At 64.7% G+C, this 18,914-nt stretch carries 23 protein-coding genes; 4 read left to right on the forward strand and 19 right to left on the reverse strand.

Annotation, left to right across the window (positions count from 1 at the left end):
- From PRtIB026_RS23500 to PRtIB026_RS23540, 9 genes are all read right to left on the reverse strand, one after another.
- Positions 1-882, reverse strand: a complete 882-nt coding sequence (locus PRtIB026_RS23500) for a baseplate assembly protein (protein WP_203651187.1) — start codon at positions 880-882, stop codon at positions 1-3.
- Positions 879-1,205 (reverse strand): GPW/gp25 family protein, encoded by a 327-nt coding sequence (locus PRtIB026_RS23505; RefSeq protein ID WP_203651185.1) that lies wholly within the window; start codon positions 1,203-1,205, stop codon positions 879-881. Before PRtIB026_RS23505 ends, PRtIB026_RS23500 begins: the two co-directional genes overlap by 4 nt.
- Positions 1,206-1,308: 103 nt before the next feature.
- Positions 1,309-1,641 carry a hypothetical protein gene (locus PRtIB026_RS23510; protein WP_110738424.1) on the reverse strand — a complete coding sequence of 111 codons (333 nt, stop codon included), beginning with the start codon at positions 1,639-1,641 and terminating at the stop codon, positions 1,309-1,311.
- Between the two features lie 92 nt (positions 1,642-1,733).
- Positions 1,734-2,294, reverse strand: a complete 561-nt coding sequence (locus tag PRtIB026_RS23515; protein ID WP_203651183.1) for a phage baseplate assembly protein V — start codon at positions 2,292-2,294, stop codon at positions 1,734-1,736.
- Entirely contained in the window at positions 2,291-2,788 is a 498-nt protein-coding gene (locus PRtIB026_RS23520) for a hypothetical protein (RefSeq protein ID WP_203651181.1), read from the reverse strand. The genes PRtIB026_RS23515 and PRtIB026_RS23520 overlap by 4 nt, the downstream gene beginning before the upstream one ends.
- A 62-nt stretch (positions 2,789-2,850) precedes the next feature.
- Entirely contained in the window at positions 2,851-3,681 is an 831-nt protein-coding gene (locus tag PRtIB026_RS23525) for a putidacin L1 family lectin-like bacteriocin (protein WP_203651179.1), read from the reverse strand.
- Between the two features lie 10 nt (positions 3,682-3,691).
- Positions 3,692-3,880, reverse strand: a complete 189-nt coding sequence (locus PRtIB026_RS23530) for a Com family DNA-binding transcriptional regulator (RefSeq protein ID WP_203651177.1) — start codon at positions 3,878-3,880, stop codon at positions 3,692-3,694.
- 24 nt (positions 3,881-3,904) lie between these two features.
- On the reverse strand, positions 3,905-4,252 hold the full coding sequence (locus PRtIB026_RS23535; RefSeq protein ID WP_203651175.1) for a phage holin family protein: 348 nt from the start codon (positions 4,250-4,252) through the stop codon (positions 3,905-3,907).
- Positions 4,253-4,714: 462 nt separating this feature from the next.
- Positions 4,715-5,461 carry a LexA family transcriptional regulator gene (locus PRtIB026_RS23540; RefSeq protein WP_082337656.1) on the reverse strand — a complete coding sequence of 249 codons (747 nt, stop codon included), beginning with the start codon at positions 5,459-5,461 and terminating at the stop codon, positions 4,715-4,717.
- A gap of 115 nt (positions 5,462-5,576) precedes the next feature.
- On the opposite strand from PRtIB026_RS23540, the gene PRtIB026_RS23545 reads away from it, so the two are divergent.
- From PRtIB026_RS23545 to fdxA, 3 genes are all read left to right on the forward strand, one after another.
- Positions 5,577-5,780, forward strand: coding sequence for a hypothetical protein (locus tag PRtIB026_RS23545; RefSeq protein WP_203652730.1), 204 nt, complete (start codon positions 5,577-5,579; stop codon positions 5,778-5,780).
- 121 nt (positions 5,781-5,901) lie between these two features.
- The gene (gene mutS / locus PRtIB026_RS23550) at positions 5,902-8,475 is read left to right on the forward strand and encodes a DNA mismatch repair protein MutS (RefSeq protein WP_203651173.1); all 2,574 of its coding nucleotides are present in this window, start codon (positions 5,902-5,904) and stop codon (positions 8,473-8,475) included.
- A gap of 140 nt (positions 8,476-8,615) precedes the next feature.
- Positions 8,616-8,939, forward strand: a complete 324-nt coding sequence (gene fdxA, locus PRtIB026_RS23555; RefSeq protein ID WP_050704429.1) for a ferredoxin FdxA — start codon at positions 8,616-8,618, stop codon at positions 8,937-8,939.
- A gap of 600 nt (positions 8,940-9,539) precedes the next feature.
- Here the strand turns inward: fdxA and rpoS are convergent.
- The 8 genes from rpoS to PRtIB026_RS23595 form a co-directional block, all read right to left on the reverse strand.
- The gene (gene rpoS / locus PRtIB026_RS23560) at positions 9,540-10,547 is read right to left on the reverse strand and encodes an RNA polymerase sigma factor RpoS (RefSeq protein ID WP_011535249.1); all 1,008 of its coding nucleotides are present in this window, start codon (positions 10,545-10,547) and stop codon (positions 9,540-9,542) included.
- Between the two features lie 105 nt (positions 10,548-10,652).
- Positions 10,653-11,507, reverse strand: a complete 855-nt coding sequence (locus tag PRtIB026_RS23565) for a peptidoglycan DD-metalloendopeptidase family protein (protein WP_232856807.1) — start codon at positions 11,505-11,507, stop codon at positions 10,653-10,655.
- A gap of 183 nt (positions 11,508-11,690) precedes the next feature.
- Entirely contained in the window at positions 11,691-12,329 is a 639-nt protein-coding gene (locus tag PRtIB026_RS23570; protein WP_162175259.1) for a protein-L-isoaspartate(D-aspartate) O-methyltransferase, read from the reverse strand.
- A gap of 38 nt (positions 12,330-12,367) precedes the next feature.
- Positions 12,368-13,117 (reverse strand): 5'/3'-nucleotidase SurE, encoded by a 750-nt coding sequence (gene surE / locus PRtIB026_RS23575; RefSeq protein WP_203651163.1) that lies wholly within the window; start codon positions 13,115-13,117, stop codon positions 12,368-12,370.
- On the reverse strand, positions 13,105-14,163 hold the full coding sequence (truD, locus tag PRtIB026_RS23580; RefSeq protein WP_203651161.1) for a tRNA pseudouridine(13) synthase TruD: 1,059 nt from the start codon (positions 14,161-14,163) through the stop codon (positions 13,105-13,107). Before truD ends, surE begins: the two co-directional genes overlap by 13 nt.
- Positions 14,160-14,633, reverse strand: a complete 474-nt coding sequence (gene ispF, locus PRtIB026_RS23585) for a 2-C-methyl-D-erythritol 2,4-cyclodiphosphate synthase (RefSeq protein WP_028690655.1) — start codon at positions 14,631-14,633, stop codon at positions 14,160-14,162. The genes truD and ispF overlap by 4 nt, the downstream gene beginning before the upstream one ends.
- 199 nt (positions 14,634-14,832) lie before the next feature.
- Positions 14,833-15,681 carry an S-formylglutathione hydrolase gene (gene fghA, locus PRtIB026_RS23590; RefSeq protein ID WP_203651157.1) on the reverse strand — a complete coding sequence of 283 codons (849 nt, stop codon included), beginning with the start codon at positions 15,679-15,681 and terminating at the stop codon, positions 14,833-14,835.
- A gap of 10 nt (positions 15,682-15,691) precedes the next feature.
- Positions 15,692-16,804: an S-(hydroxymethyl)glutathione dehydrogenase/class III alcohol dehydrogenase gene (locus PRtIB026_RS23595; RefSeq protein ID WP_203651155.1), complete on the reverse strand. Its 1,113-nt coding sequence runs from the start codon at positions 16,802-16,804 to the stop codon at positions 15,692-15,694.
- A 107-nt stretch (positions 16,805-16,911) separates the two neighbouring features.
- Between PRtIB026_RS23595 and PRtIB026_RS23600 the strand changes: the two genes are divergently transcribed.
- Entirely contained in the window at positions 16,912-17,814 is a 903-nt protein-coding gene (locus PRtIB026_RS23600; protein WP_203651154.1) for a LysR substrate-binding domain-containing protein, read from the forward strand.
- A 103-nt stretch (positions 17,815-17,917) separates the two neighbouring features.
- Here the strand turns inward: PRtIB026_RS23600 and ispD are convergent, their stop codons facing one another.
- Together ispD and ftsB are read right to left on the reverse strand one after the other, a co-directional pair.
- The gene (ispD, locus tag PRtIB026_RS23605; protein WP_203651151.1) at positions 17,918-18,625 is read right to left on the reverse strand and encodes a 2-C-methyl-D-erythritol 4-phosphate cytidylyltransferase; all 708 of its coding nucleotides are present in this window, start codon (positions 18,623-18,625) and stop codon (positions 17,918-17,920) included.
- Complete coding sequence (gene ftsB, locus PRtIB026_RS23610; RefSeq protein ID WP_011535259.1) at positions 18,622-18,903, reverse strand: cell division protein FtsB; 282 nt, start codon at positions 18,901-18,903, stop codon at positions 18,622-18,624. Before ftsB ends, ispD begins: the two co-directional genes overlap by 4 nt.
- Positions 18,904-18,914: the final 11 nt, after the last annotated feature.

Below are 18,914 nucleotides of genomic sequence, written 5' to 3' on the forward strand. Positions count from 1 at the left end.
TCAGCCACCCCGCCGCAGTTCGATGCCGGTGCACCAGGCCGCCTGGGCCTTGCTCGGGCGAATGTCGCTCCAGCCGACCAGCTCGACGCGGCTCACGCCATCGATGTGCAACTGTGCGTCGATCCCCGAGCGGGCAACCTCGACGCCGAGGCGTCGGCGTGGATTGACCCAGGCCTGGAGACGGCGCCGGCACTCGCTGAGGATCGCCTCGAACTCCGGGCCGTTGTCGGCCATGTGCAGCACCGCCTCGACGCGGTACGGCAACACCTCGGCGCTGCGCACATTGACCCGGTCGGCGACCGGACGGATATCATCGTCGTTGAGGTACGCGTTTACTTGCGCCAGCAGCTCGGGGCTGGCCACACCGTCGTTGTCCAGGCTCAGCACAGTGACGTCCACCACCGCCGGCGAAGGGCTTTCGGCGGTCGCGTCGGCGACCCGCCCCGAAGCGTTGCGGGCATGGAGGATGTAGCTGTTGCGCGGGCCGGCGGTGGTCAGGCCTTCGTAGACCAGTTGCACCCGCTCACGCAGGGCGTCGTCGGATTCGAGCACGGCCTCGGTCGGTGGGATCGTGCCCGGGTCCGCGGCCTGGATCACCAGGCGTTGCAGGCTGACGTTGGCCGCCAGCTGGTCGAGGTCGTTGCCTTGGGCATAGGCCAGCAACAGGGCCTTGGCTGCGTCGTTGATCCGTGCCCGGTTGAGCAGCTTGCGGTAGGCGCCGACCTCGAGCAGCTTGGTCACCGGGTCGCTTTCCAGGTTGGCGGCCCAGCCGTCACCCAACTGGGTGCGAAAGCTGGCCAGGTCTTCCTGGTACAACGCCTCGAAGTCGAGGTCTTCGAGCAGTTGCGGAGCGGGTAGTTTCGACAGGTCGACCTGGCTCATACGGTCACCTCCACCAGGGCGTCATCCCCCAGATAACGGCCGCTCAAGGCCAGGCTGACCTGGCCGTCGAGCACGGCGACGACCTTGACCCGCTCCAGCTTCAGACGCGGCTCCCAACGCCCCAGGGCTCGGGCCACCTCGGCCTGCACCGCACTCTTCCAGCCTTCGTTGACCGGCAGGTCGACGTAGCGGCGCAGCTGGCTGCCGTACTCCGGGCGCATGCACCGGCTGCCCAGCGGCGTGGTGAGGATATCCTCGATGGATTGACGCAGGTGGGCCACGCCCGACAGGGGCTGGCCGCTGCGGCGGTCCATGCCGATCATGGGGCACCTCCTGGAATTGAGGCTCCAGGTAGCCTGTTCGGATAGCGCATGGTTATCACCTCGCAGGCAGGAGTGAGTTGCCCGGACAAGCCGGGCAGCCGCTTCAGGAGACGAAGTCGTAGGTCAGGGCGATGGCCGCCGTGGCGTTGTTGGCGACGGTCCACAGGCCGTAACCCGCCGGGATGAACAGCGGATAAGGCAGGGTGTACTGCGAATCGATGCCGCCGTTGATCCCGCCCATGATGGCGTGGACGCTCATGTCGCCAATGTAGGCCGGCGCCTTCGGGCCGGTGTACAGGTTGAGGATGCCGCCGCCGGTGCACAGGGTGGCGGTGCGCAGGTACACGCCATCCTTGTTGTCCGCCGCGCTGAAAACCTGGCTGACGGCGGTTGGGTGGGCGTTGAAGAAATGCTTGCCGACTTTTACTGCTTCCATGTTGCTTTACCTTTTGAGTCGAAATGAGGGGGCGCGGCACTCACCGCGTTCATGTCGCTCAATGGCGATCTTGCTGGGCTCCAGGCCATTGTTCAGTGCTTGTGGTTGGCGGTGTTGCCGGCCGTGTCGATGATCCGGCCACCGCCGTTGATGTCGCCGCTGACCGTCAGCGGACCATTGATGGCAACCGTGCCGGTCAGGGTGATCGACGCAGAGTCGAGGGTGATGGCGTTGTCGCTGACCACCAGGGTGCTGGCGCCGACCTTGACCGTGGCCTGGCCGCTGGGCAGTTGGATGTCATAGCGTTTGGCCTGCCAGTCGTAGGCCAGCGAGCCGCCATCGTCGAAGCGCCAGACCTCGACATGGTCGCGGTTGTCCGGCGCCGTCCCGGCATTGCCGTACAGCCCCGGGACGAAGGTGCCCAGGGCCGGTTCGCCGCTGGGGCTGATCAGCACGCCCTGCTCGTCCAGGCTCGGCACTCGCCAGTGGCGGGCCTTGCCGGCAGCCTGGGCATGCCAGCGCACCCAGGCGCTGGTCCAACCGCCGCCGTCGGACACCCGCACCCGGGCCGCGGCCAGGTCGACCGCGACCACCCGACAGGGGATCAACAGGCTGGCCAGCATGCGATCGTGCATGGCGCTGGCGTAGCTCATGCCAGGTCCTCCGGTGACAGGTACTTGTCCTGGTTGCCGGGCCCGGTGTCCGGGGCGAAGCCCAGCATCAGGCTGCCCGCCGGCTGGTCGGGCCAGGGCCAGTGGACAGTCCCCAGCAGGACCGGTTGCTCCCATTGCACCCGCCAGGTGGTGCCTTCGGCTTCGGCAAGGATGTCCCGTGCGCCCTCGACATAATCGAGCCCCCAGGATTGCTGGCGCAGCACATCGATCAGCTGCGCCGCCAGCACACCGGCCTGCGTCCGTGCCTGCGCGGGGGTGCCCTGGGCGGTGACGCGGGCCTCGAAGGTCGCCATCAGCAATGAGCGACCATCACGCAGCGCCTCGTCGCCACGCATGCGCAACACGCCATGCACCAGGGCCGGCAGAGCCGGCTCGGGAATGTCGTCGCCCTCCGTGGCGACCGTGGCGAAGGCCGGCAACGCCGCCCGCAGGGTGGAGGTGACGGCCGTGTACAACTGGGCCAGTTCGCTCATGCTTGTGCTCCTTGAACGCTCGGTTCGGCGAAGGCCGGGCCCGCGAAGGCCCGGCGCCCGGCTCAGAAGTGCCAGGTCCAGATGTCGATTGGCTTCTGGTCAGGGTTGATCTTGCGGATATGGCGATAGGTCGGCTGGAAGCCGAAGCGCGCCCACACCGGTTTCTCGTCGAGGATGGCGATGCTGCCGTTGGCCTGCAGGCGCAGCACCGCGCTGGCATGGCCGCCGGTGTGCGAATGCCACAGCACCGCGTTGCCGGCACCGTAGACCACCAGGTTGCCGTCGCCCTGGAACACTGCGCGCACGGCGCCCTTGCCTTGGGTACCGGCGTTCCAGGTGGCCGCGCCGTTCGGGCCATAGGCCACGAGATTGCCGTCGCCCTGGAACACCAGCTTGCTGGCGCCCGCGCCGTATACCATGCCCTGTACCAGCTCGGAGCCAGGCGCCAGCAGCAGCGAGTCGACGGCGCCAGGCACCAGCGGGACGGCCGGCGTGCCGTTCCACAACGCCAGGGAGTCGACCAGCACGATATTGCCGTCGTCCTGCAGCACCAGGTGCGTGCGGTTCCACTGGTCGTTGCTGGTGAAGGTGCTGTTGTTGGTCAGCCACACCCGGCGCCGCGAGTAGTCGTCGAGGAATGCGCCGTACTGCACGTAGAAGGCCAGCGGGGCTTTCTTGTTGCGCAGGGGAATGCTCGAACTGAAGGGTTGCTGTTCATTGGCGACCCAGACGGTGGCGCCGTTGTCCTGGATCACCAGGTTGCCATCGCCCTGCAGCAGCAGCTTGAAGCGCTGGTTGGGCGACAGCAGGTACTGGCCCGCCGAAAGGGTCTGGTAAGCGGGCAGCACCGAAGTGCCGACGCCGTTGAAAGGAATGCGGGTACGACCTGCCATGGTGTTTCTCCTACTGGATCGATTGAAGGGGAGCTGGGCTCTGCGGCCCGTCCTGATCGCTCGGTGGCACGTTGTCGAGGCCCGTGGCCTTCATGTGGTTCAAGGTCGCGCAGCGCGAACACTTGATCTGGACCAGCGCCGACCCGCCGATGCGGGCCAGCAAGCGGTTGCATTTACCGCAGCGAAACTCGTTGAACATCCGCTTTCTTCCTTGTTACCGCGTTCATTCTTCGTCCTGGCGCGCCACTGCGGGCTGGTCGTCCAGCCCCAGCCGGCGCGCGGCCCAGCGCTCATAGAGACCGATGGCCACGTCGGCGCCAGCCATGGCGGTGAGGCAGCCAAAGGCACTGGCACTCCAGATCGACATGCCGCTGGCGTACAGCAGCATGACCGTCGATACCCCGCAGGCCATGCAGGCTCCGGAGCGCAGCGCCAGCCGCCTGAGCAGCCCCCAGCCGCGGGCGCCGGCCTTGTCGGCGCGCCACATCTCGCCGGAAAGCCCGCCCAGCAATGCCAGGAGGATCACCAGCCAGAGCGGCATCTCCAGCAACGCCTGTTGCTCGTTCGTCACGTTCCTGCCTCCTGTGTGTTGCCCGCCGGCGACATGCCGGCGGATCGTGATTGGCTTGACTCGGCATTCCAAAAAGCCCGCCCTGCAGGCTTTTCAGTAATGCGCGGTGTAACCGCCGGCCACGACTGGTGACGCCGTGCGGTTGCGCTTCAAATTGGTGACTCCGACCGCGGCCGCCTGCCCGCCGGATAACTGATCGTGGTGCTTTACGCTGCACACCCGGGCCAGTTGCCAACCCTCTGAACAGTCGAGGCCTGTTCATCGCTGCCTGTATCTCAACCGGTTTGCGTCCGGCTTGGGATACATTTTATGCATTCATGCATATGCAGTCAATGCACAAATTCAAATTTTTATGCATCAGCTTTTGCTTCTATGCATGGAGGCCTGATCTGACGTGGCTGTAGGGGTTTTCTGAGGGCGAAAAAAAACCCGCCGAGGCGGGTTTTTATCGAGGGCTGGGGATCAACGGGCGTACATGCCCCACCAGAAGACGTGGCCAAGGAGGCTGATCTGTTCTTCCTGCATCTGCTGGAAGCTGTAGTCCTCGTCGGGGTGCTCGTCGCGGTTGAAGCTGCGCAGGCGAATGCCGGTAGGCAGGCGGTACACCTGTTTCACCCGCAACTGGCCATTGTGGTTGATGGCATAAAGGTCACCGTCGATGATATCGCCGATGGTGCTTTTACCGGTATTGACCCCGACCGTGGCGCCATCGCGCAGTACCGGCAGCATGCTGTTGCCGCGCACCGTCACGCACTTGGCGTTGTCGAACTGCACGCCATTGTGGCGCAGGCTGCGTTTGCCGAAGCGCAAGCGAGCGTTCTCGCTTTCCTCGATGACGAATCTTCCTGATCCTGCTGCCAACTCGACCTCACGAAGAAAAGGAACGGACACCTCGTCGTCCTCGACGGGGGTTTCATCGTCCCACAGGCTGATATCGCTCAGGGCTGCGTGGCCCTGGGCGAGCGGGGCCGCGTCGCGGGACTCGCCCAGTTCGACGCGGCCGCGCAACTGGTCGGTGCTCACGCCGAAGTACTCGGCGATCTTCGAGACGTGCTTGTCCGAAGGATCGACGATCTTCTCGCTGAGAATCCGCGACAGTGTGGATTGAGGCACACCCGTGCGCCGATGCAGCTCTGTAGGGGACAGGCCGTGGCGGGCGAGCAGTTCTCTGAGTACGGAGGCTACGTTGCGTTTTTGCATAATGCGCATAATGCAACCGCGGAAACGGAAATGCAATGGCCCCTGCAACGGGAAAAGAAAGATTGCCCCACCCCGAGGCCATCGCTATCGTCGCGGTTTCCCCGACCAAGGATCGAAACAAGGCATGGACCTTTCGCCTCGACGCCGCTGGCCCACGCAACTGCTGACCTGGTTGATCGTGGCGATCATGGTCGCGCTGAACATCCAGGAATTACCTTCCTTTGAACGGCCACGACGCGTCTTCACCCGGGGTTTCGTGATGTTCTGCGTGCTGGTCGTGATCATGGAACTGATGTTCCTCAACCAGTTCTTCGGCCACCCGCGCTGACGCCCGCCACAGGCAGCCTGCGCAGATTTGTCCTACCCATCCGGCCTGCGTCGGCTGGAAAAAGCCTGTACCATTAGCGGTTTCGAAATTTGCCACCAGACCACCCGCTGTAAGGCCCTGAATGTCTGATCTCTCCGCACACACCCCGATGATGCAGCAGTACTGGAAGCTGAAAAACCAGCACCCAGACCAGCTGATGTTCTACCGCATGGGCGATTTCTACGAGATCTTCTACGAAGATGCGAAGAAAGCCGCGAAACTGCTGGATATCACCCTGACCGCCCGCGGGCAGTCGGCGGGCCAGTCGATTCCCATGTGCGGGATTCCGTTCCACTCGCTGGAAGGCTACCTGGCCAAGCTGGTCAAGCTCGGCGAGTCGGTGGTCATCTGCGAGCAGATCGGCGACCCGGCCACCAGCAAGGGCCCGGTGGAGCGCCAGGTGGTGCGCATCATCACCCCGGGCACGATCAGCGACGAGGCCTTGCTCGACGAGCGCCGCGACAACCTGATCGCCGCCCTGCTGGGTGACGAGCGCCTGTTCGGCCTGGCGGTGCTGGACATCACCAGCGGCAACTTCACCGTGCAGGAAATCAAGGGCTGGGAGAACCTGCTGGCCGAGCTCGAACGCATCAACCCGGTGGAACTGCTGATCCCCGACGACTGGCCGCAGGGCCTGCCGGCCGAAAAGCGCCCCGGCGCCCGTCGCCGCGCACCGTGGGACTTCGACCGCGACACGGCGCGCAAGAGCCTCTGCCAGCAGTTCGCCACCCAGGACCTCAAGGGCTTTGGCTGCGACAAGCTGACCCTGGCCATCGGCGCCGCCGGCTGCCTGCTGACCTACGCCAAGGAAACCCAGCGCACCGCCCTGCCCCACCTGCGCAGCCTGCGTCACGAGCGCCTGGACGACACGGTCATCCTCGATGCCGCCAGCCGCCGCAACCTGGAGCTGGACATCAACCTGGCCGGTGGCCGCGACAACACCCTGCAATCGGTCATCGACCGTTGCCAGACCGCCATGGCCAGCCGCCTGCTGACCCGCTGGCTGAACCGTCCGCTGCGCGACCTGAAGGTGCTCAAGGCCCGCCAGGATTCGATCCGCTGCCTGCTCGACGGCTACCGTTTCGAGAAGCTGCAGCCGCAGCTCAAGGAAATCGGCGACATCGAGCGAATCCTCGCGCGGATCGGCCTGCGCAACGCCCGTCCCCGTGACCTGGCGCGCCTGCGCGACGCCCTCGGCGCCCTGCCCGAGCTGCAGAACGCCATGACCGAGCTGGAGGCGCCACACCTGGCGCGCCTGGCCGCGATCACCGGCACCTATCCGGAGCTGGCCGGCCTGCTGGAGCGGGCGATCATCGACAACCCACCGGCGGTGATCCGCGACGGTGGCGTGCTCAAGACCGGCTACGACAGCGAACTGGACGAGCTGCTGGCGATCAGCGAGAACGCCGGCCAGTTCCTCATCGACCTGGAAGCCCGCGAGAAGGCCCGCACGGGCCTGGCCAACCTCAAGGTCGGCTACAACCGCGTGCACGGCTACTTCATCGAACTGCCGACCAAGCAGGCCGAGCAGGCACCCGCCGACTACATCCGGCGGCAGACGCTCAAGGGCGCCGAACGTTTCATTACCCCCGAGCTCAAGACCTTCGAGGACAAGGCACTGTCGGCCAAGAGCCGCGCCCTGGCCCGCGAGAAGATGCTCTACGATGCCTTGCTCGAAACCCTGATCGAACACCTGGCGCCGCTGCAGGACAGCGCCGCCGCCCTGGCCGAACTGGATGTGCTGAGCAACCTGGCCGAGCGCGCCCTGAACCTGGACCTGAACTGCCCAAGCTTCGTCGAAGAGCCGTGCCTGCGCATCGAGCAGGGCCGTCACCCGGTGGTCGAGCAGGTGCTGACCACGCCATTCGTGGCCAACGACCTGGGCCTGGACAACAGCACGCGCATGCTGATCATCACCGGCCCGAACATGGGCGGTAAGTCGACCTACATGCGCCAGACCGCGCTGATCGTGCTGATGGCGCATATCGGCAGCTTCGTCCCGGCAGCCGCCTGCGAACTGTCGCCGGTCGACCGCATCTTCACCCGTATCGGCTCCAGCGACGACCTGGCCGGCGGGCGTTCGACCTTCATGGTCGAAATGAGCGAGACCGCCAACATCCTGCACAACGCCACCGACCGCAGCCTGGTGCTGATGGACGAAGTCGGCCGCGGCACCAGTACCTTCGATGGCCTGTCGCTGGCCTGGGCCGCCGCCGAGCGCCTGGCCCAGTTGCGCGCCTACACGCTGTTCGCCACCCACTACTTCGAACTGACCGTGCTGCCGGACACCGAGCCGCTGGTGGCCAACGTGCACCTGAACGCCACCGAGCACAACGAACGCATCGTGTTCCTGCACCACGTCCTGCCGGGCCCGGCGAGCCAGAGCTATGGCCTGGCCGTGGCGCAGCTGGCGGGCGTGCCGGCGGCGGTGATCCAGCGCGCCCGCGAGCACCTGGGCCGGCTGGAGACCGCCAGCCTGCCCCACGAAGCGCCGGTCACGCCAGCCCGCGACAACATGCCTCACGTGCCGCACCAGAGCGACCTGTTCGCCAGCCTGCCACACCCAGCCATCGAGAAGCTGGGCAAGCTGGACCTGGACGACATGACGCCTCGCCAAGCTATCGAAATGCTATATCAACTGAAAAACCTGTTATAACGGCCCACCGCGCAAGCTGGTAGAATCCGGCGCGGTTTGCGAGCACTGCAGGTTATTAGCCTGGCCTGCAGCCAGCACCGTGAACCGCGCTGCCCTGGTAAGGAAGGGCAAGCTGCCGTCGCCTGAGGAGAGAATTAGAAATGACCTTCGTCGTCACCGACAACTGCATCAAATGCAAGTACACCGACTGCGTGGAAGTCTGTCCGGTGGACTGCTTCTACGAAGGCCCGAACTTCCTGGTGATTCACCCGGACGAGTGCATCGACTGTGCGCTGTGCGAGCCGGAGTGCCCGGCCCAGGCGATTTTCTCGGAAGACGAAGTGCCGTCCGGCATGGAGAACTTCATCGAGCTGAACGCCGAGCTGGCGGAGATCTGGCCGAACATCACCGAGAAGAAAGACGCCCTGCCGGACGCCGAAGAGTGGGATGGCAAGACGGGCAAGATTGCCGACCTGGAGCGCTGATAGCGCCCAGTTGCGAAAAAGGCCCGAAAGGGCCTTTTTTCATTTCCGACGGGCAAAAAAAAGGGGCGGTTTGACCCGCCCACATTTTTTCCGTAGTCCCTGTATGTCCCAATCATCATCCTGATGAATCGCGTCCCGCGATGTCCCTGGCCGTCATCCTTGAAGGCCTGTGTCTGTCCCTTGACACAGTTCGAATACTAGCGATTCCCCGGTAGGGAACAAGCAGCGAATATCTCAGGATGATTCAGGTGACACATCTTTTGATATTTATAAAAGTCATAAATATCAGTTAGTTAGAAAAAGTACGCCGTTGGAAACGACATTGATTTACTGATCCCTACAGCGATCACTTACATGACGAGTAAGCGAATGCTTACATGCGATGCTACGAGGGTGGAGAAATAAATACTTCGCAGGGGAGCAGGCTATGGGGTTGGTATTGAGGACGCCTTCGCGGGGCAAGCCCGCTCCTACAGGTTTCGCGTCCAGCCCCCAAAAGCAGCGTGGGAGCGGGCTTGCCCCGCGATGACGTCAGATTCAGCCGATCTAAAACGCAAACGCCCCGAACAAGTCGGGGCGTTCGCCTAAGCACGTCAGTGACTACTGGAACAGCGACTCGCTGGACAGGCCATTCTTCTCAAGAATCTCGCGCAGACGCTTGAGGCCTTCGACCTGGATCTGCCGCACGCGCTCGCGGGTCAGGCCGATCTCCAGGCCGACATCCTCGAGGGTGCTGCTTTCATGCCCACGCAGGCCGAAACGCCGCACCACCACCTCGCGCTGCTTGTCGGTCAGCTCGCCCAGCCACTGGTCGATACTCTGCGACAGGTCGTCGTCCTGCAGCAGTTCGCACGGATCGGTGGGGCGATCGTCGGTGAGCGTGTCGAGCAGCGTCTTGTCGGAGTCAGGGCCGAGCGAGACATCCACCGAGGACACCCGCTCGTTCAGGCCGAGCATGCGCTTGACCTCGGCCACCGGTTTCTCCAGCAGGCTGGCGATTTCTTCCGGCGACGGCTCGTGGTCGAGTTTCTGCGTCAGCTCGCGGGCAGCGCGCAAGTAGACGTTGAGCTCCTTGACCACGTGGATGGGCAGGCGGATGGTGCGGGTCTGGTTCATGATCGCCCGTTCGATGGTCTGGCGGATCCACCAGGTCGCGTAGGTCGAGAAGCGGAAGCCCCGCTCGGGGTCGAATTTCTCCACCGCACGGATCAGTCCCAGGTTGCCTTCCTCGATCAGGTCGAGCAACGACAAGCCACGATTGACGTAACGGCGGGCGATCTTGACCACCAGGCGCAGGTTGCTTTCGATCATGCGCTTGCGACCGGCCGGGTCGCCTTTTTGCGACAGGCGCGCGAAATGCACTTCTTCCTCTGGCGAAAGCAGGGGCGAGAAGCCGATTTCATTCAGATACAGTTGAGTAGCATCAAGTGCGCGACTGTAGTCGATGTACTTGTGCTGCTTGAGCGATGCGCCCTGTTTCGACTTGGTCCGAACCGAAGGTACAGCAGGTTCGTCTGACACCACATCCGTTTCCAAAACGATGCCCGTCTCCATGAGAAGGAGGTCATCGTCGATGTCAAACTCCGGCACTTCTTTACTGAGAGCCATTGTTATAGTCCTTTGCTGAGTTCGAACTCAGACTCGAGCGTCACCCTTCCATGGCAGCGCTGGAGCCTGTCCCCTCTACATCCAAGGAACAGGCCGGGACAATGATCAACGGCGTGGCAGGAACTGGAGAGGATCGACGGGTTTGCCCTGGCGGCGAATCTCGAAATGCAGCTTCACCCGATCAGTGCCCGTGGACCCCATTTCTGCGATCGTCTGCCCTGCCTTGACCTGCTGCCCCTCCCGAACCAAAAGCCTGCGGTTGTGACCGTAGGCACTGACGTAGGTATCGCTGTGTTTGATGATGATGAGCTCGCCATAGCCCCTCAAGCCACTGCCGGCGTAGACCACCGCTCCATCAGACGCAGCAAAAACAGGCTGTCCCAAATCACCGGCGATATCAATGCCTTTATTCAAACTACCGTTTGAAGCGAATTTACCAATCAGCACGCCGCTCGCCGGCCACGTCCAACCGCCGACGGCGCGCTCTGCGGCGGGCACCTGGGCAACCGTTTGCGAGGTGGTGGAAGAGGCAGTAGTGGCACTTTTGCCATTACTGGTCGTCGGCGCGGTGCTGCCGACCGGTCGGCGGATGACGGTGGTCTTGCTCGACGAAGAAGGGCTGCTGACAACCGTGGTGCTGCCCCCCGCGCCGCTGCTGAAACGAATCGGCTGGCCCGGACGGATGGTGTAGGGGGCGGGAATGTTGTTGCGCGCCGCCAGCTCCTTGTAGTCCCAGCCATAGCGGAAGGCGATGGAGAACAGCGTGTCGCCGGGCTTGACGATGTACTGCCCCGAGGTGACGGTCGGGCGCTTGGGCGCGGCGTTGTTGCGGTCGACCACGCGGGCGCCGTTGGAGCTGGTGCTGGAACAGCCAGCCAACAGGGTCCCCATGGCCAGCGCAATCACCAGAAGCTTCAATACCGACCGTTCCTTGCGCTGCCGCATGCCTGTGTGACCCACCCGCGCTCCCCTCATGCTGTCAAAAATGACGATACGAAATGCAATATTGTTTCAATTATAACCGAGCCACCCACCTTGGGGTGACTCGCTGTTGGCCTGACCGGTGTACGAAAAACGCCACGCCAGATAGACAGGGGCCAGACGCAAGAATTCGTCGCCGGCGCAAATATTCCGTTGCGCAGGTCAGGCCAGTGGGCCGTTGAGCAGGGGTACGAAGCGTACGGCCCCGAGTACCCGGCGCGAGAAGCCATGTTCTTCGCGCACGATCAGCATCAGCTGCTGGGTCTCCCCCGCCGGCCCGACCGGGATCACCATGCGCCCGCCCGGCGCCAGCTGGTCGAGCAGTGCCTGGGGCACTTCCGGGGCGACCGCGGTAACGATGATGCCGTTGTACGGCGCCAGCGCCGGCCAGCCTTCGCAGCCGTCGCCCCAGCGGAACACCACATTGCGCAGGTTGAGCTCGACCAGGCGCTCCTTGGCCCGGTCCTGCAGAACCTTGATCCGCTCCACCGAGAACACCCGCTCCACCAGCTGGGCCAGGATCGCGGTCTGGTAGCCAGAACCGGTGCCGATCTCCAGCACCTTGTCCAGGGGCCCGGCCTCCAGCAGCAGCTCGCTCATATGCGCGACCATGAACGGCTGGGAGATCGTCTGGTTGTGGCCGATCGGCAGCGCCGTGTCCTCGTAGGCTCGATGGGCCAGGGCTTCATCGACAAACAGGTGGCGCGGGGTGCGGCGAATGGCCTCGAGTACCTTGGCGTTCGACACGCCTTCTTCGTAGAGGCGCTGGATCAGCCGCTCCCGGGTACGCTGGGAGGTCATGCCGATGCCGCGACGCTGCAGATCGTCCTGTTCGCGCATCAGAGCACGCCCTCCAGCCAGCCGTCGAGGCGCTCGAAGGCATCGTTGAAGGTACGGTCCAGCTGCAACGGCGTGATCGACACGTAGCCTTGCATCACCGCATGGAAATCGGTACCCGGCCCGCCATCCTCGGCATCGCCGGCCACGGCGATCCAGTAACCTTCCTTGCCCCGCGGGTTGACCACCTTGGTCGGCGCCGCAGCACGCGCCCGGTGCCCCAGGCGGGTGAGCTGGATGCCGCGGATGTGCTCCAGCGGCAGGTTGGGGATGTTGATGTTGAGCACGGTGCGCGGTGGCAGCTCCAGGCGCGACTGCGCCTCGACCAGGTGTCGGGCGATATAGGCGGCGGTCGGCAGGTTGTCGGGCAGACGCGAAAGCAGCGAGAAGGCCAGCGAGGTGCCGCCGAGGAAACGCCCTTCCAGCGCGGCGGCGACCGTGCCGGAATACAGCACGTCATCCCCCAGGTTGGCACCCAGATTGATGCCGGACACCACCATGTCGGGGGTTTCCGGCAGCAGGCCGTTGAGCCCCAGGTGCACGCAGTCGGTGGGCGTGCCGTTGAGGCTGATGAAGCCGTTGGCCAGGGTCTGCGGGTGCAGCGGCCGGTCGAGCGTCAGCGAACTGCTGGCGCCGCTCTTGTCTTGATCCGGGGCAATCACCACGCACTCGGCGTAATCCGCCAGCGCTTCATGCAGCGCGGCGATGCCGGGTGCGGTAACACCGTCGTCATTCGAAATCAGAATACGCATGGGCTGTCCGTCTGCCCTGCCGGCACCAGATCGACGAGTTCGCGCACCACCACGGTGGCGAAGCATCCGGCCGGAAGGACGAATTCCAGTTGCAGGATATCAGGCTCGGGATAATGCCACGACAGACGCCCAATAGGGAGCCGCAGGATGCGCCGTTCGTGATCCATGCCCGCTCGCGCCAGCCATTGGCACAACGCCGGATGGCGGGCGGCGACTTCGCTCTCGAGCGCCTGGGTCGCGCCAGCGCACGGCGATTGCCCCTCGCCCCACAGCGGGCCGGTGGGATGCAGGTCGAGAATGGCCAGGCGCGGATCGCTGCACTCGGCCTCCCCTGCCGGGAAGAAACTGCGGCTGTCGGTGAACGCCAGCAGGTCGCCGACCTGGGCGCGCTGCCAGCTGCCGTCTGCCACCCGGGCGGCCAGCACCTGGTTGAACAGGTAGCTGCGCCCGGCCGACAACAACCGCGAGCGCACATTGCGCTGCTCGGGCAATGCCTGGCGTGCGGCCCAGTCCTGAGCATCATGCACATTGCCACCGCCATGGCCGAAACGCTGGCTGCCGAAGTAATTGGGCACGCCCTGCAGCTTGAGTTGCTCCAGGCGGGCATCGAGGGCCGGGCGGTCGGCCTGCAGCGCGGTCAAGCGCAAGGTAAAGCCATTGGCCGAGTGCGCGCCACGCTGCAGCTTGCGCTGGTGGCGCACCTGCTTGAGCACCCGCAGGGTGTCGTCCTCGGCGCGGGACAGGTCGGGGTCGGCCTTGCCCGGCAGGTGCAGGCTGAACCACTGGCGGGTCAGGGCCTGGCGGTCCTTGAGGCCGGCATAGCTGATGGCGCGCACCGGCACGCCGGCGGCGCGGGCCAGGCGGCGGGCCGCCTCCTCGGTGTTGAGGTCGCGCTTCTCGACCCACAGCCACAGGTGCTCGCCCTGGCCGGACAGCGGGATATCAAGGACTTCATCGACCTGGAAGTCTTCGGCCACCGCCTTGAGCACTGCGGTGCCCAATGCATCGCCCGAGGCCCGTGGGCCCAGCAGTTCCAGTTCGGTCATGCTGGCAGCAGCAGGGCGACCGCGTGCACGGCGATGCCCTCCTCGCGACCAGTGAAGCCCAGCTTTTCTTCGGTGGTGGCCTTGACGTTGACCTGGTCGAGTTCGACCTGCAGGTCTGCGGCGATCTGCTGGCGCATGGTTTCGATATGCGGGGCCATCTTCGGCGCCTGGGCGACGATGGTGGCGTCAACGTTGCCGACCTTCCAGCCCTTGTCGCGCACGACAGCGACCACATGGCGCAGCAGCACGCGACTGTCGGCACCCTTGAACTGCGGGTCGGTGTCGGGGAAATGCTTGCCGATGTCGCCCAGCGCCGCCGCGCCAAGCAGGGCATCGCTCAGGGCGTGCAGCAGCACGTCGCCGTCGGAGTGGGCCAGCAGGCCGAACTTGTGGGGGATACGCACCCCGCCCAAGGTAATGAAATCACCGTCGCAGAAACGGTGGACATCGTAGCCGTGGCCAATACGCATAGAAAAACGCCCTGATTGAGTCAGGGCGTGATTCTACCTGCTTTCATGCAGTATTGGGCGGCGCTGTAGGAGCGGCCTTGTGCCGCGAAAGGGCTACCAGCAGCCCCGGCGGGACTGGCGGTGACGCTGACATCCTGGGGCCGCTTCGCGGCCCTTTCGCGGCACAAGGCCGCGCCTACAGACGAAAAGCCATCGACCTTTAAACCCTGCCCAACGCCACCGCATGATGACGCAGGTGTTCATCAATGAAGCTGGCGATGAAGTAGTAGCTATGGTCATAACCCGGCTGCAGGCGCAGGGTCAGCGCATGGCCGCCCTTGCGCGCCGCCTGCTCCAGCGCCTGCGGCTTGAGCTGCTTGTCGAGGAAGTCATCGCGATCGCCCTGGTCCACCAGCAAAGGCGGGCACTGCCCGGCCTCGGCCAGCAGCACGCTGGCGTCCCACTCGCGCCAGCGCGCACGATCCTCGCCCAGGTAGCGGGAAAACGCCTTCTCGCCCCAGGGACAATCCATCGGATTGCTGATCGGTGAGAACGCCGACACCGAACGATAGCGCCCGGGGTTGCGCAGGGCGCAGACCAGCGCTCCGTGCCCGCCCATGGAATGACCGCTGATGCTGCGCTGGTCGGACGCCGGGAAGTGCGCCTCGATCAGGAGCGGCAACTCCTGGACCACGTAGTCGTGCATCCGGTAATGCTGCGCCCACGGCTGCTGGCTGGCATTGAGGTAGAACCCGGCGCCCAGGCCGAAGTCCCAGGCGCCATCCGGATCGCCCGGCACCTGCTCGCCACGCGGGCTGGTATCCGGGGCGACGATGATCAGCCCGAGCTCCGCGGCCAGACGCTGGGCGCCGGCCTTTTGCATGAAGTTCTCGTCGGTGCAGGTCAGGCCGCTGAGCCAGTACAGCACCGGCAGCTTCTCGCCCTGCTCGGCCTGGGGCGGCAGGTACACGGCGAACACCATGTCGCAGCCAAGCACCTTGGAAGTGTGCCGGTAACGCTTGTGCCAGCCGCCGAAGCTTTTCTGGCAGGAGAGGTTTTCCAGGGTCATGGCGAGGCCCTCAGAAGTGGATCACGCTGCGGATGCTCTTGCCTTCGTGCATCAGGTCGAAGGCCTTGTTGATGTCTTCCAGGCCCATGGTGTGGGTGATGAAGGTGTCCAGCGGGATCTCGCCCTTCTCGGCCATCTCGACGTAGCTCGGCAGCTCGCTGCGACCACGCACGCCGCCGAAGGCCGAACCGCGCCAGACGCGACCGGTGACCAGCTGGAACGGACGGGTGGCAATCTCCTGGCCGGCACCGGCGACGCCGATGATCACCGACTCACCCCAGCCCTTGTGGCAGCACTCTAGCGCCGCGCGCATCAGTTGCACGTTGCCGATGCACTCGAAGGAGAAATCGACGCCGCCGTCGGTGAGGTCGACGATCACTTCCTGGATCGGGCGGTCGTAGTCTTTCGGGTTGATGCAGTCGGTGGCGCCCAACTGGCGGGCGATCTCGAACTTGGCCGGATTGATGTCGATGGCGATGATGCGCGAAGCCTTGGCCTTGACCGCGCCGATCACTGCCGACAGGCCGATGCCACCGAGGCCGAAGATGGCCACGGTGTCACCCGGCTTGACCTTGGCGGTGTTGAGTACCGCACCGATGCCGGTGGTCACGCCGCAACCGAGCAGGCAGACCTTCTCCAGCGGAGCTTCCTTCTGGATCTTGGCCACGGAGATTTCCGGTAGCACGGTGTACTCGGAGAAGGTCGAGGTGCCCATGTAGTGGAACAGCTGCTGGCCCTTGTAGCTGAAGCGGGTAGTGCCGTCGGGCATCAGGCCCTTGCCCTGGGTGGCGCGGATGGCCTGGCACAGGTTGGTCTTGCCCGACAGGCAGAATTTGCACTGGCCGCATTCGGGGGTGTACAGCGGGATCACATGGTCACCGACCGCCACCGAGGTAACGCCCTCGCCCACCGCCTCGACGATCGCCCCGCCTTCGTGGCCGAGGATCGACGGGAAGATACCTTCCGGGTCGGCGCCGGACAGGGTGTAGGCGTCGGTGTGGCAGACACCCGAGGCGACGACGCGCAGCAGCACTTCGCCGGCCTTGGGCATGGCCACGTCCACTTCGACGATTTCCAGGGGTTTCTTGGCCTCGAAGGCGACGGCAGCGCGGGACTTGATCATCAAAGGTCTCCAGAAGGATGTCGGTTACTGGCGGTCAGTGTAATTCACCGCCTTTTGATGAATAATCCAGCCATTCACAAAACATTATTGCTATGCAGGGATAATCCATGAGCAGTCGCTGGGAGGGCATCGACGAGTTCGTCGCGGTGGCCGAATCGGGCCAGTTCACCGCCGCCGCCGAACGCCTGGGGGTGTCGTCCTCGCACATCAGCCGGCAGATCGCCCGCCTGGAAGAACGCCTGCAGACTCGCCTGTTGTACCGCAGCACCCGACGGGTGACCCTGAGCGAAGCCGGGCAGACCTTTCTCCAGCACTGCCAGCGCCTGCAGGATGGCCGCGAGGAGGCGCTGCGCGCCATGGGCGACCTGGCCAGCGAGCCCAAGGGCCTGCTGCGCATGACCTGCGCGGTGGCCTATGGCGAACGCTTCATCGTGCCGCTGGTGACGCGCTTCATGGCGCAGTATCCGCAGTTGCGGGTCGAAGTGGAGCTGAGCAACCGTACCCTCGACCTGCTGCACGAAGGCATGGACCTGGCGATTCGCCTGGGGCGTTTGCAGGACTCGCGGCTGGTGGCCACGCGCCTGGCGCCACGGCGCATGTACCTGTGCGCGTCGCCGGCTTACCTGGAGCGCTATGGGCGGCCGCACAGCCTGTCGGAGCTGGCGCGGCACAACTGCCTGGTGGGCAGTTCGGACCTGTGGGCACTGCAGCAGGAGGGTCGCGAGATCACCCAGCGGGTGCAGGGCAACTGGCGCTGCAACAGCGGCCAGGCGGTGCTGGACGCGGCGCTGCAGGGGATGGGGCTGTGCCAGTTGCCGGACTATTACGTGCTCGAGCATTTTCACAGCGGGGCGCTGGTGTCGTTGCTGGAGGGGCATCAGCCGCCGAATACGGCAGTGTGGGCGTTGTATCCGCAGCAGCGGCATCTGTCGCCGAAGGTGAGGCGATTGGTGGACTATCTCAAGGAAGGGTTGGCGCAGTTGCCAGAATATAGCAGCACTCCCCTGTAGGAGCGGGCTTGCCCCGCGAAGCAGGCGCCGCGTCGCATGGCACCGGCTTTGCCGGTGTTCGCGGGACAAGCCCGCTCCTACAGGGACAGTGCCAGGTCGGCGCTCAGCGGCGCCCGGCCCAGCGCTGGCGCAGCCACTCCAAGTCCTCTGGCCGGGTCACCTTGATGTTGTCGCTGCGCCCTTCGACCAGGCGCGGCGCATAACCGGCCCATTCGATGGCCGACGACTCGTCGGTGACCGCCACATCGGACACCAGGCACTCGGCCAGCGCCCGGTGCAGCATGCCAAGGCGGAACATCTGCGGGGTATAGGCCTGCCAGACGGTGCTGCGATCAACCGTGGCCGCCACCCGGCCCTCGCCGTCGGCACGCTTGAGCGTGTCCCGGGCTGGAACGGCGAGCAATCCGCCGACGGGATCTTCAGCCAGGGCTGACAGCAACTTGTCCAGATCGCTGCGCGCCAGATTCGGCCGCGCGGCGTCGTGCACCAGCACCCAGTCGTCATCCGCCGCGCCCTGGGCGTGCAGCAGCAACAGCGCGTTGAGCACCGAGTCGGCGCGCTCACGACCGCCCGGGGCGCGCTGGATGCGCGGATCGTTGGCGCAGCGCAGGCCGGGCCAGTAAGGGTCTTGTTCGGCAATGCTGACCACCAGGCCCTTGAGCATGGGATGGTCGAGGAAACAGTCGAGGCTGTGCTCGAGAATCGTCTGCCCGCCCAGTTGCAAGTACTGCTTGGGACGGTCGGCAGCCATGCGGGCACCAACGCCCGCGGCGGGAATCACGGCCCAGAAGGCCGGCAGTTCGTTTGTCATTTCTGCGGCAGCTGGTAGAGGGTTTCGCCCTCCTTGACCATCCCCAGCTCATGACGAGCCCGTTCTTCCACGGTCTCCATACCTTTCTTCAACTCCAGGACCTCGGCATCGAGCACACGATTGCGCTCCAGCAGGCGTTCGTTTTCCGCATGCTGGTCGGCGATCTGCTGTTTGAGTTCGGTCACTTGCGCCAGGCTGCCATTACCTACCCAAAGGCGATATTGCAGGCCGCCGAGCAGCAGGAGCAGGACGAGGAACAACCAATAGGGACTGCGCATGAAGATATCCA

Origin of the sequence: Pseudomonas sp. RtIB026 (genome assembly GCF_016861355.2) — a bacterium.
GTDB classification, from domain to species: domain Bacteria; phylum Pseudomonadota; class Gammaproteobacteria; order Pseudomonadales; family Pseudomonadaceae; genus Aquipseudomonas; species Aquipseudomonas peradeniyensis.

Bases quoted from the DNA above. Each gene is read 5' to 3' on its own strand.
- PRtIB026_RS23500 (WP_203651187.1), bottom strand. From the start codon at position 882: ATGAGCCAGGTCGACCTGTCGAAACTACCCGCTCCGCAACTGCTCGAA.
- PRtIB026_RS23505 (WP_203651185.1), bottom strand. From the start codon at position 1,205: ATGATCGGCATGGACCGCCGCAGCGGCCAGCCCCTGTCGGGCGTGGCC.
- PRtIB026_RS23510 (WP_110738424.1), bottom strand. From the start codon at position 1,641: ATGGAAGCAGTAAAAGTCGGCAAGCATTTCTTCAACGCCCACCCAACC.
- PRtIB026_RS23515 (WP_203651183.1), bottom strand. From the start codon at position 2,294: ATGAGCTACGCCAGCGCCATGCACGATCGCATGCTGGCCAGCCTGTTG.
- PRtIB026_RS23520 (WP_203651181.1), bottom strand. From the start codon at position 2,788: ATGAGCGAACTGGCCCAGTTGTACACGGCCGTCACCTCCACCCTGCGG.
- PRtIB026_RS23525 (WP_203651179.1), bottom strand. From the start codon at position 3,681: ATGGCAGGTCGTACCCGCATTCCTTTCAACGGCGTCGGCACTTCGGTG.
- PRtIB026_RS23530 (WP_203651177.1), bottom strand. From the start codon at position 3,880: ATGTTCAACGAGTTTCGCTGCGGTAAATGCAACCGCTTGCTGGCCCGC.
- PRtIB026_RS23540 (WP_082337656.1), bottom strand. From the start codon at position 5,461: ATGCGCATTATGCAAAAACGCAACGTAGCCTCCGTACTCAGAGAACTG.
- PRtIB026_RS23545 (WP_203652730.1), top strand. From the start codon at position 5,577: ATGGACCTTTCGCCTCGACGCCGCTGGCCCACGCAACTGCTGACCTGG.
- mutS (WP_203651173.1), top strand. From the start codon at position 5,902: ATGTCTGATCTCTCCGCACACACCCCGATGATGCAGCAGTACTGGAAG.
- fdxA (WP_050704429.1), top strand. From the start codon at position 8,616: ATGACCTTCGTCGTCACCGACAACTGCATCAAATGCAAGTACACCGAC.
- rpoS (WP_011535249.1), bottom strand. From the start codon at position 10,547: ATGGCTCTCAGTAAAGAAGTGCCGGAGTTTGACATCGACGATGACCTC.
- PRtIB026_RS23570 (WP_162175259.1), bottom strand. From the start codon at position 12,329: ATGACCTCCCAGCGTACCCGGGAGCGGCTGATCCAGCGCCTCTACGAA.
- surE (WP_203651163.1), bottom strand. From the start codon at position 13,117: ATGCGTATTCTGATTTCGAATGACGACGGTGTTACCGCACCCGGCATC.
- truD (WP_203651161.1), bottom strand. From the start codon at position 14,163: ATGACCGAACTGGAACTGCTGGGCCCACGGGCCTCGGGCGATGCATTG.
- ispF (WP_028690655.1), bottom strand. From the start codon at position 14,633: ATGCGTATTGGCCACGGCTACGATGTCCACCGTTTCTGCGACGGTGAT.
- fghA (WP_203651157.1), bottom strand. From the start codon at position 15,681: ATGACCCTGGAAAACCTCTCCTGCCAGAAAAGCTTCGGCGGCTGGCAC.
- PRtIB026_RS23595 (WP_203651155.1), bottom strand. From the start codon at position 16,804: ATGATCAAGTCCCGCGCTGCCGTCGCCTTCGAGGCCAAGAAACCCCTG.
- PRtIB026_RS23600 (WP_203651154.1), top strand. From the start codon at position 16,912: ATGAGCAGTCGCTGGGAGGGCATCGACGAGTTCGTCGCGGTGGCCGAA.
- ispD (WP_203651151.1), bottom strand. From the start codon at position 18,625: ATGACAAACGAACTGCCGGCCTTCTGGGCCGTGATTCCCGCCGCGGGC.
- ftsB (WP_011535259.1), bottom strand. From the start codon at position 18,903: ATGCGCAGTCCCTATTGGTTGTTCCTCGTCCTGCTCCTGCTGCTCGGC.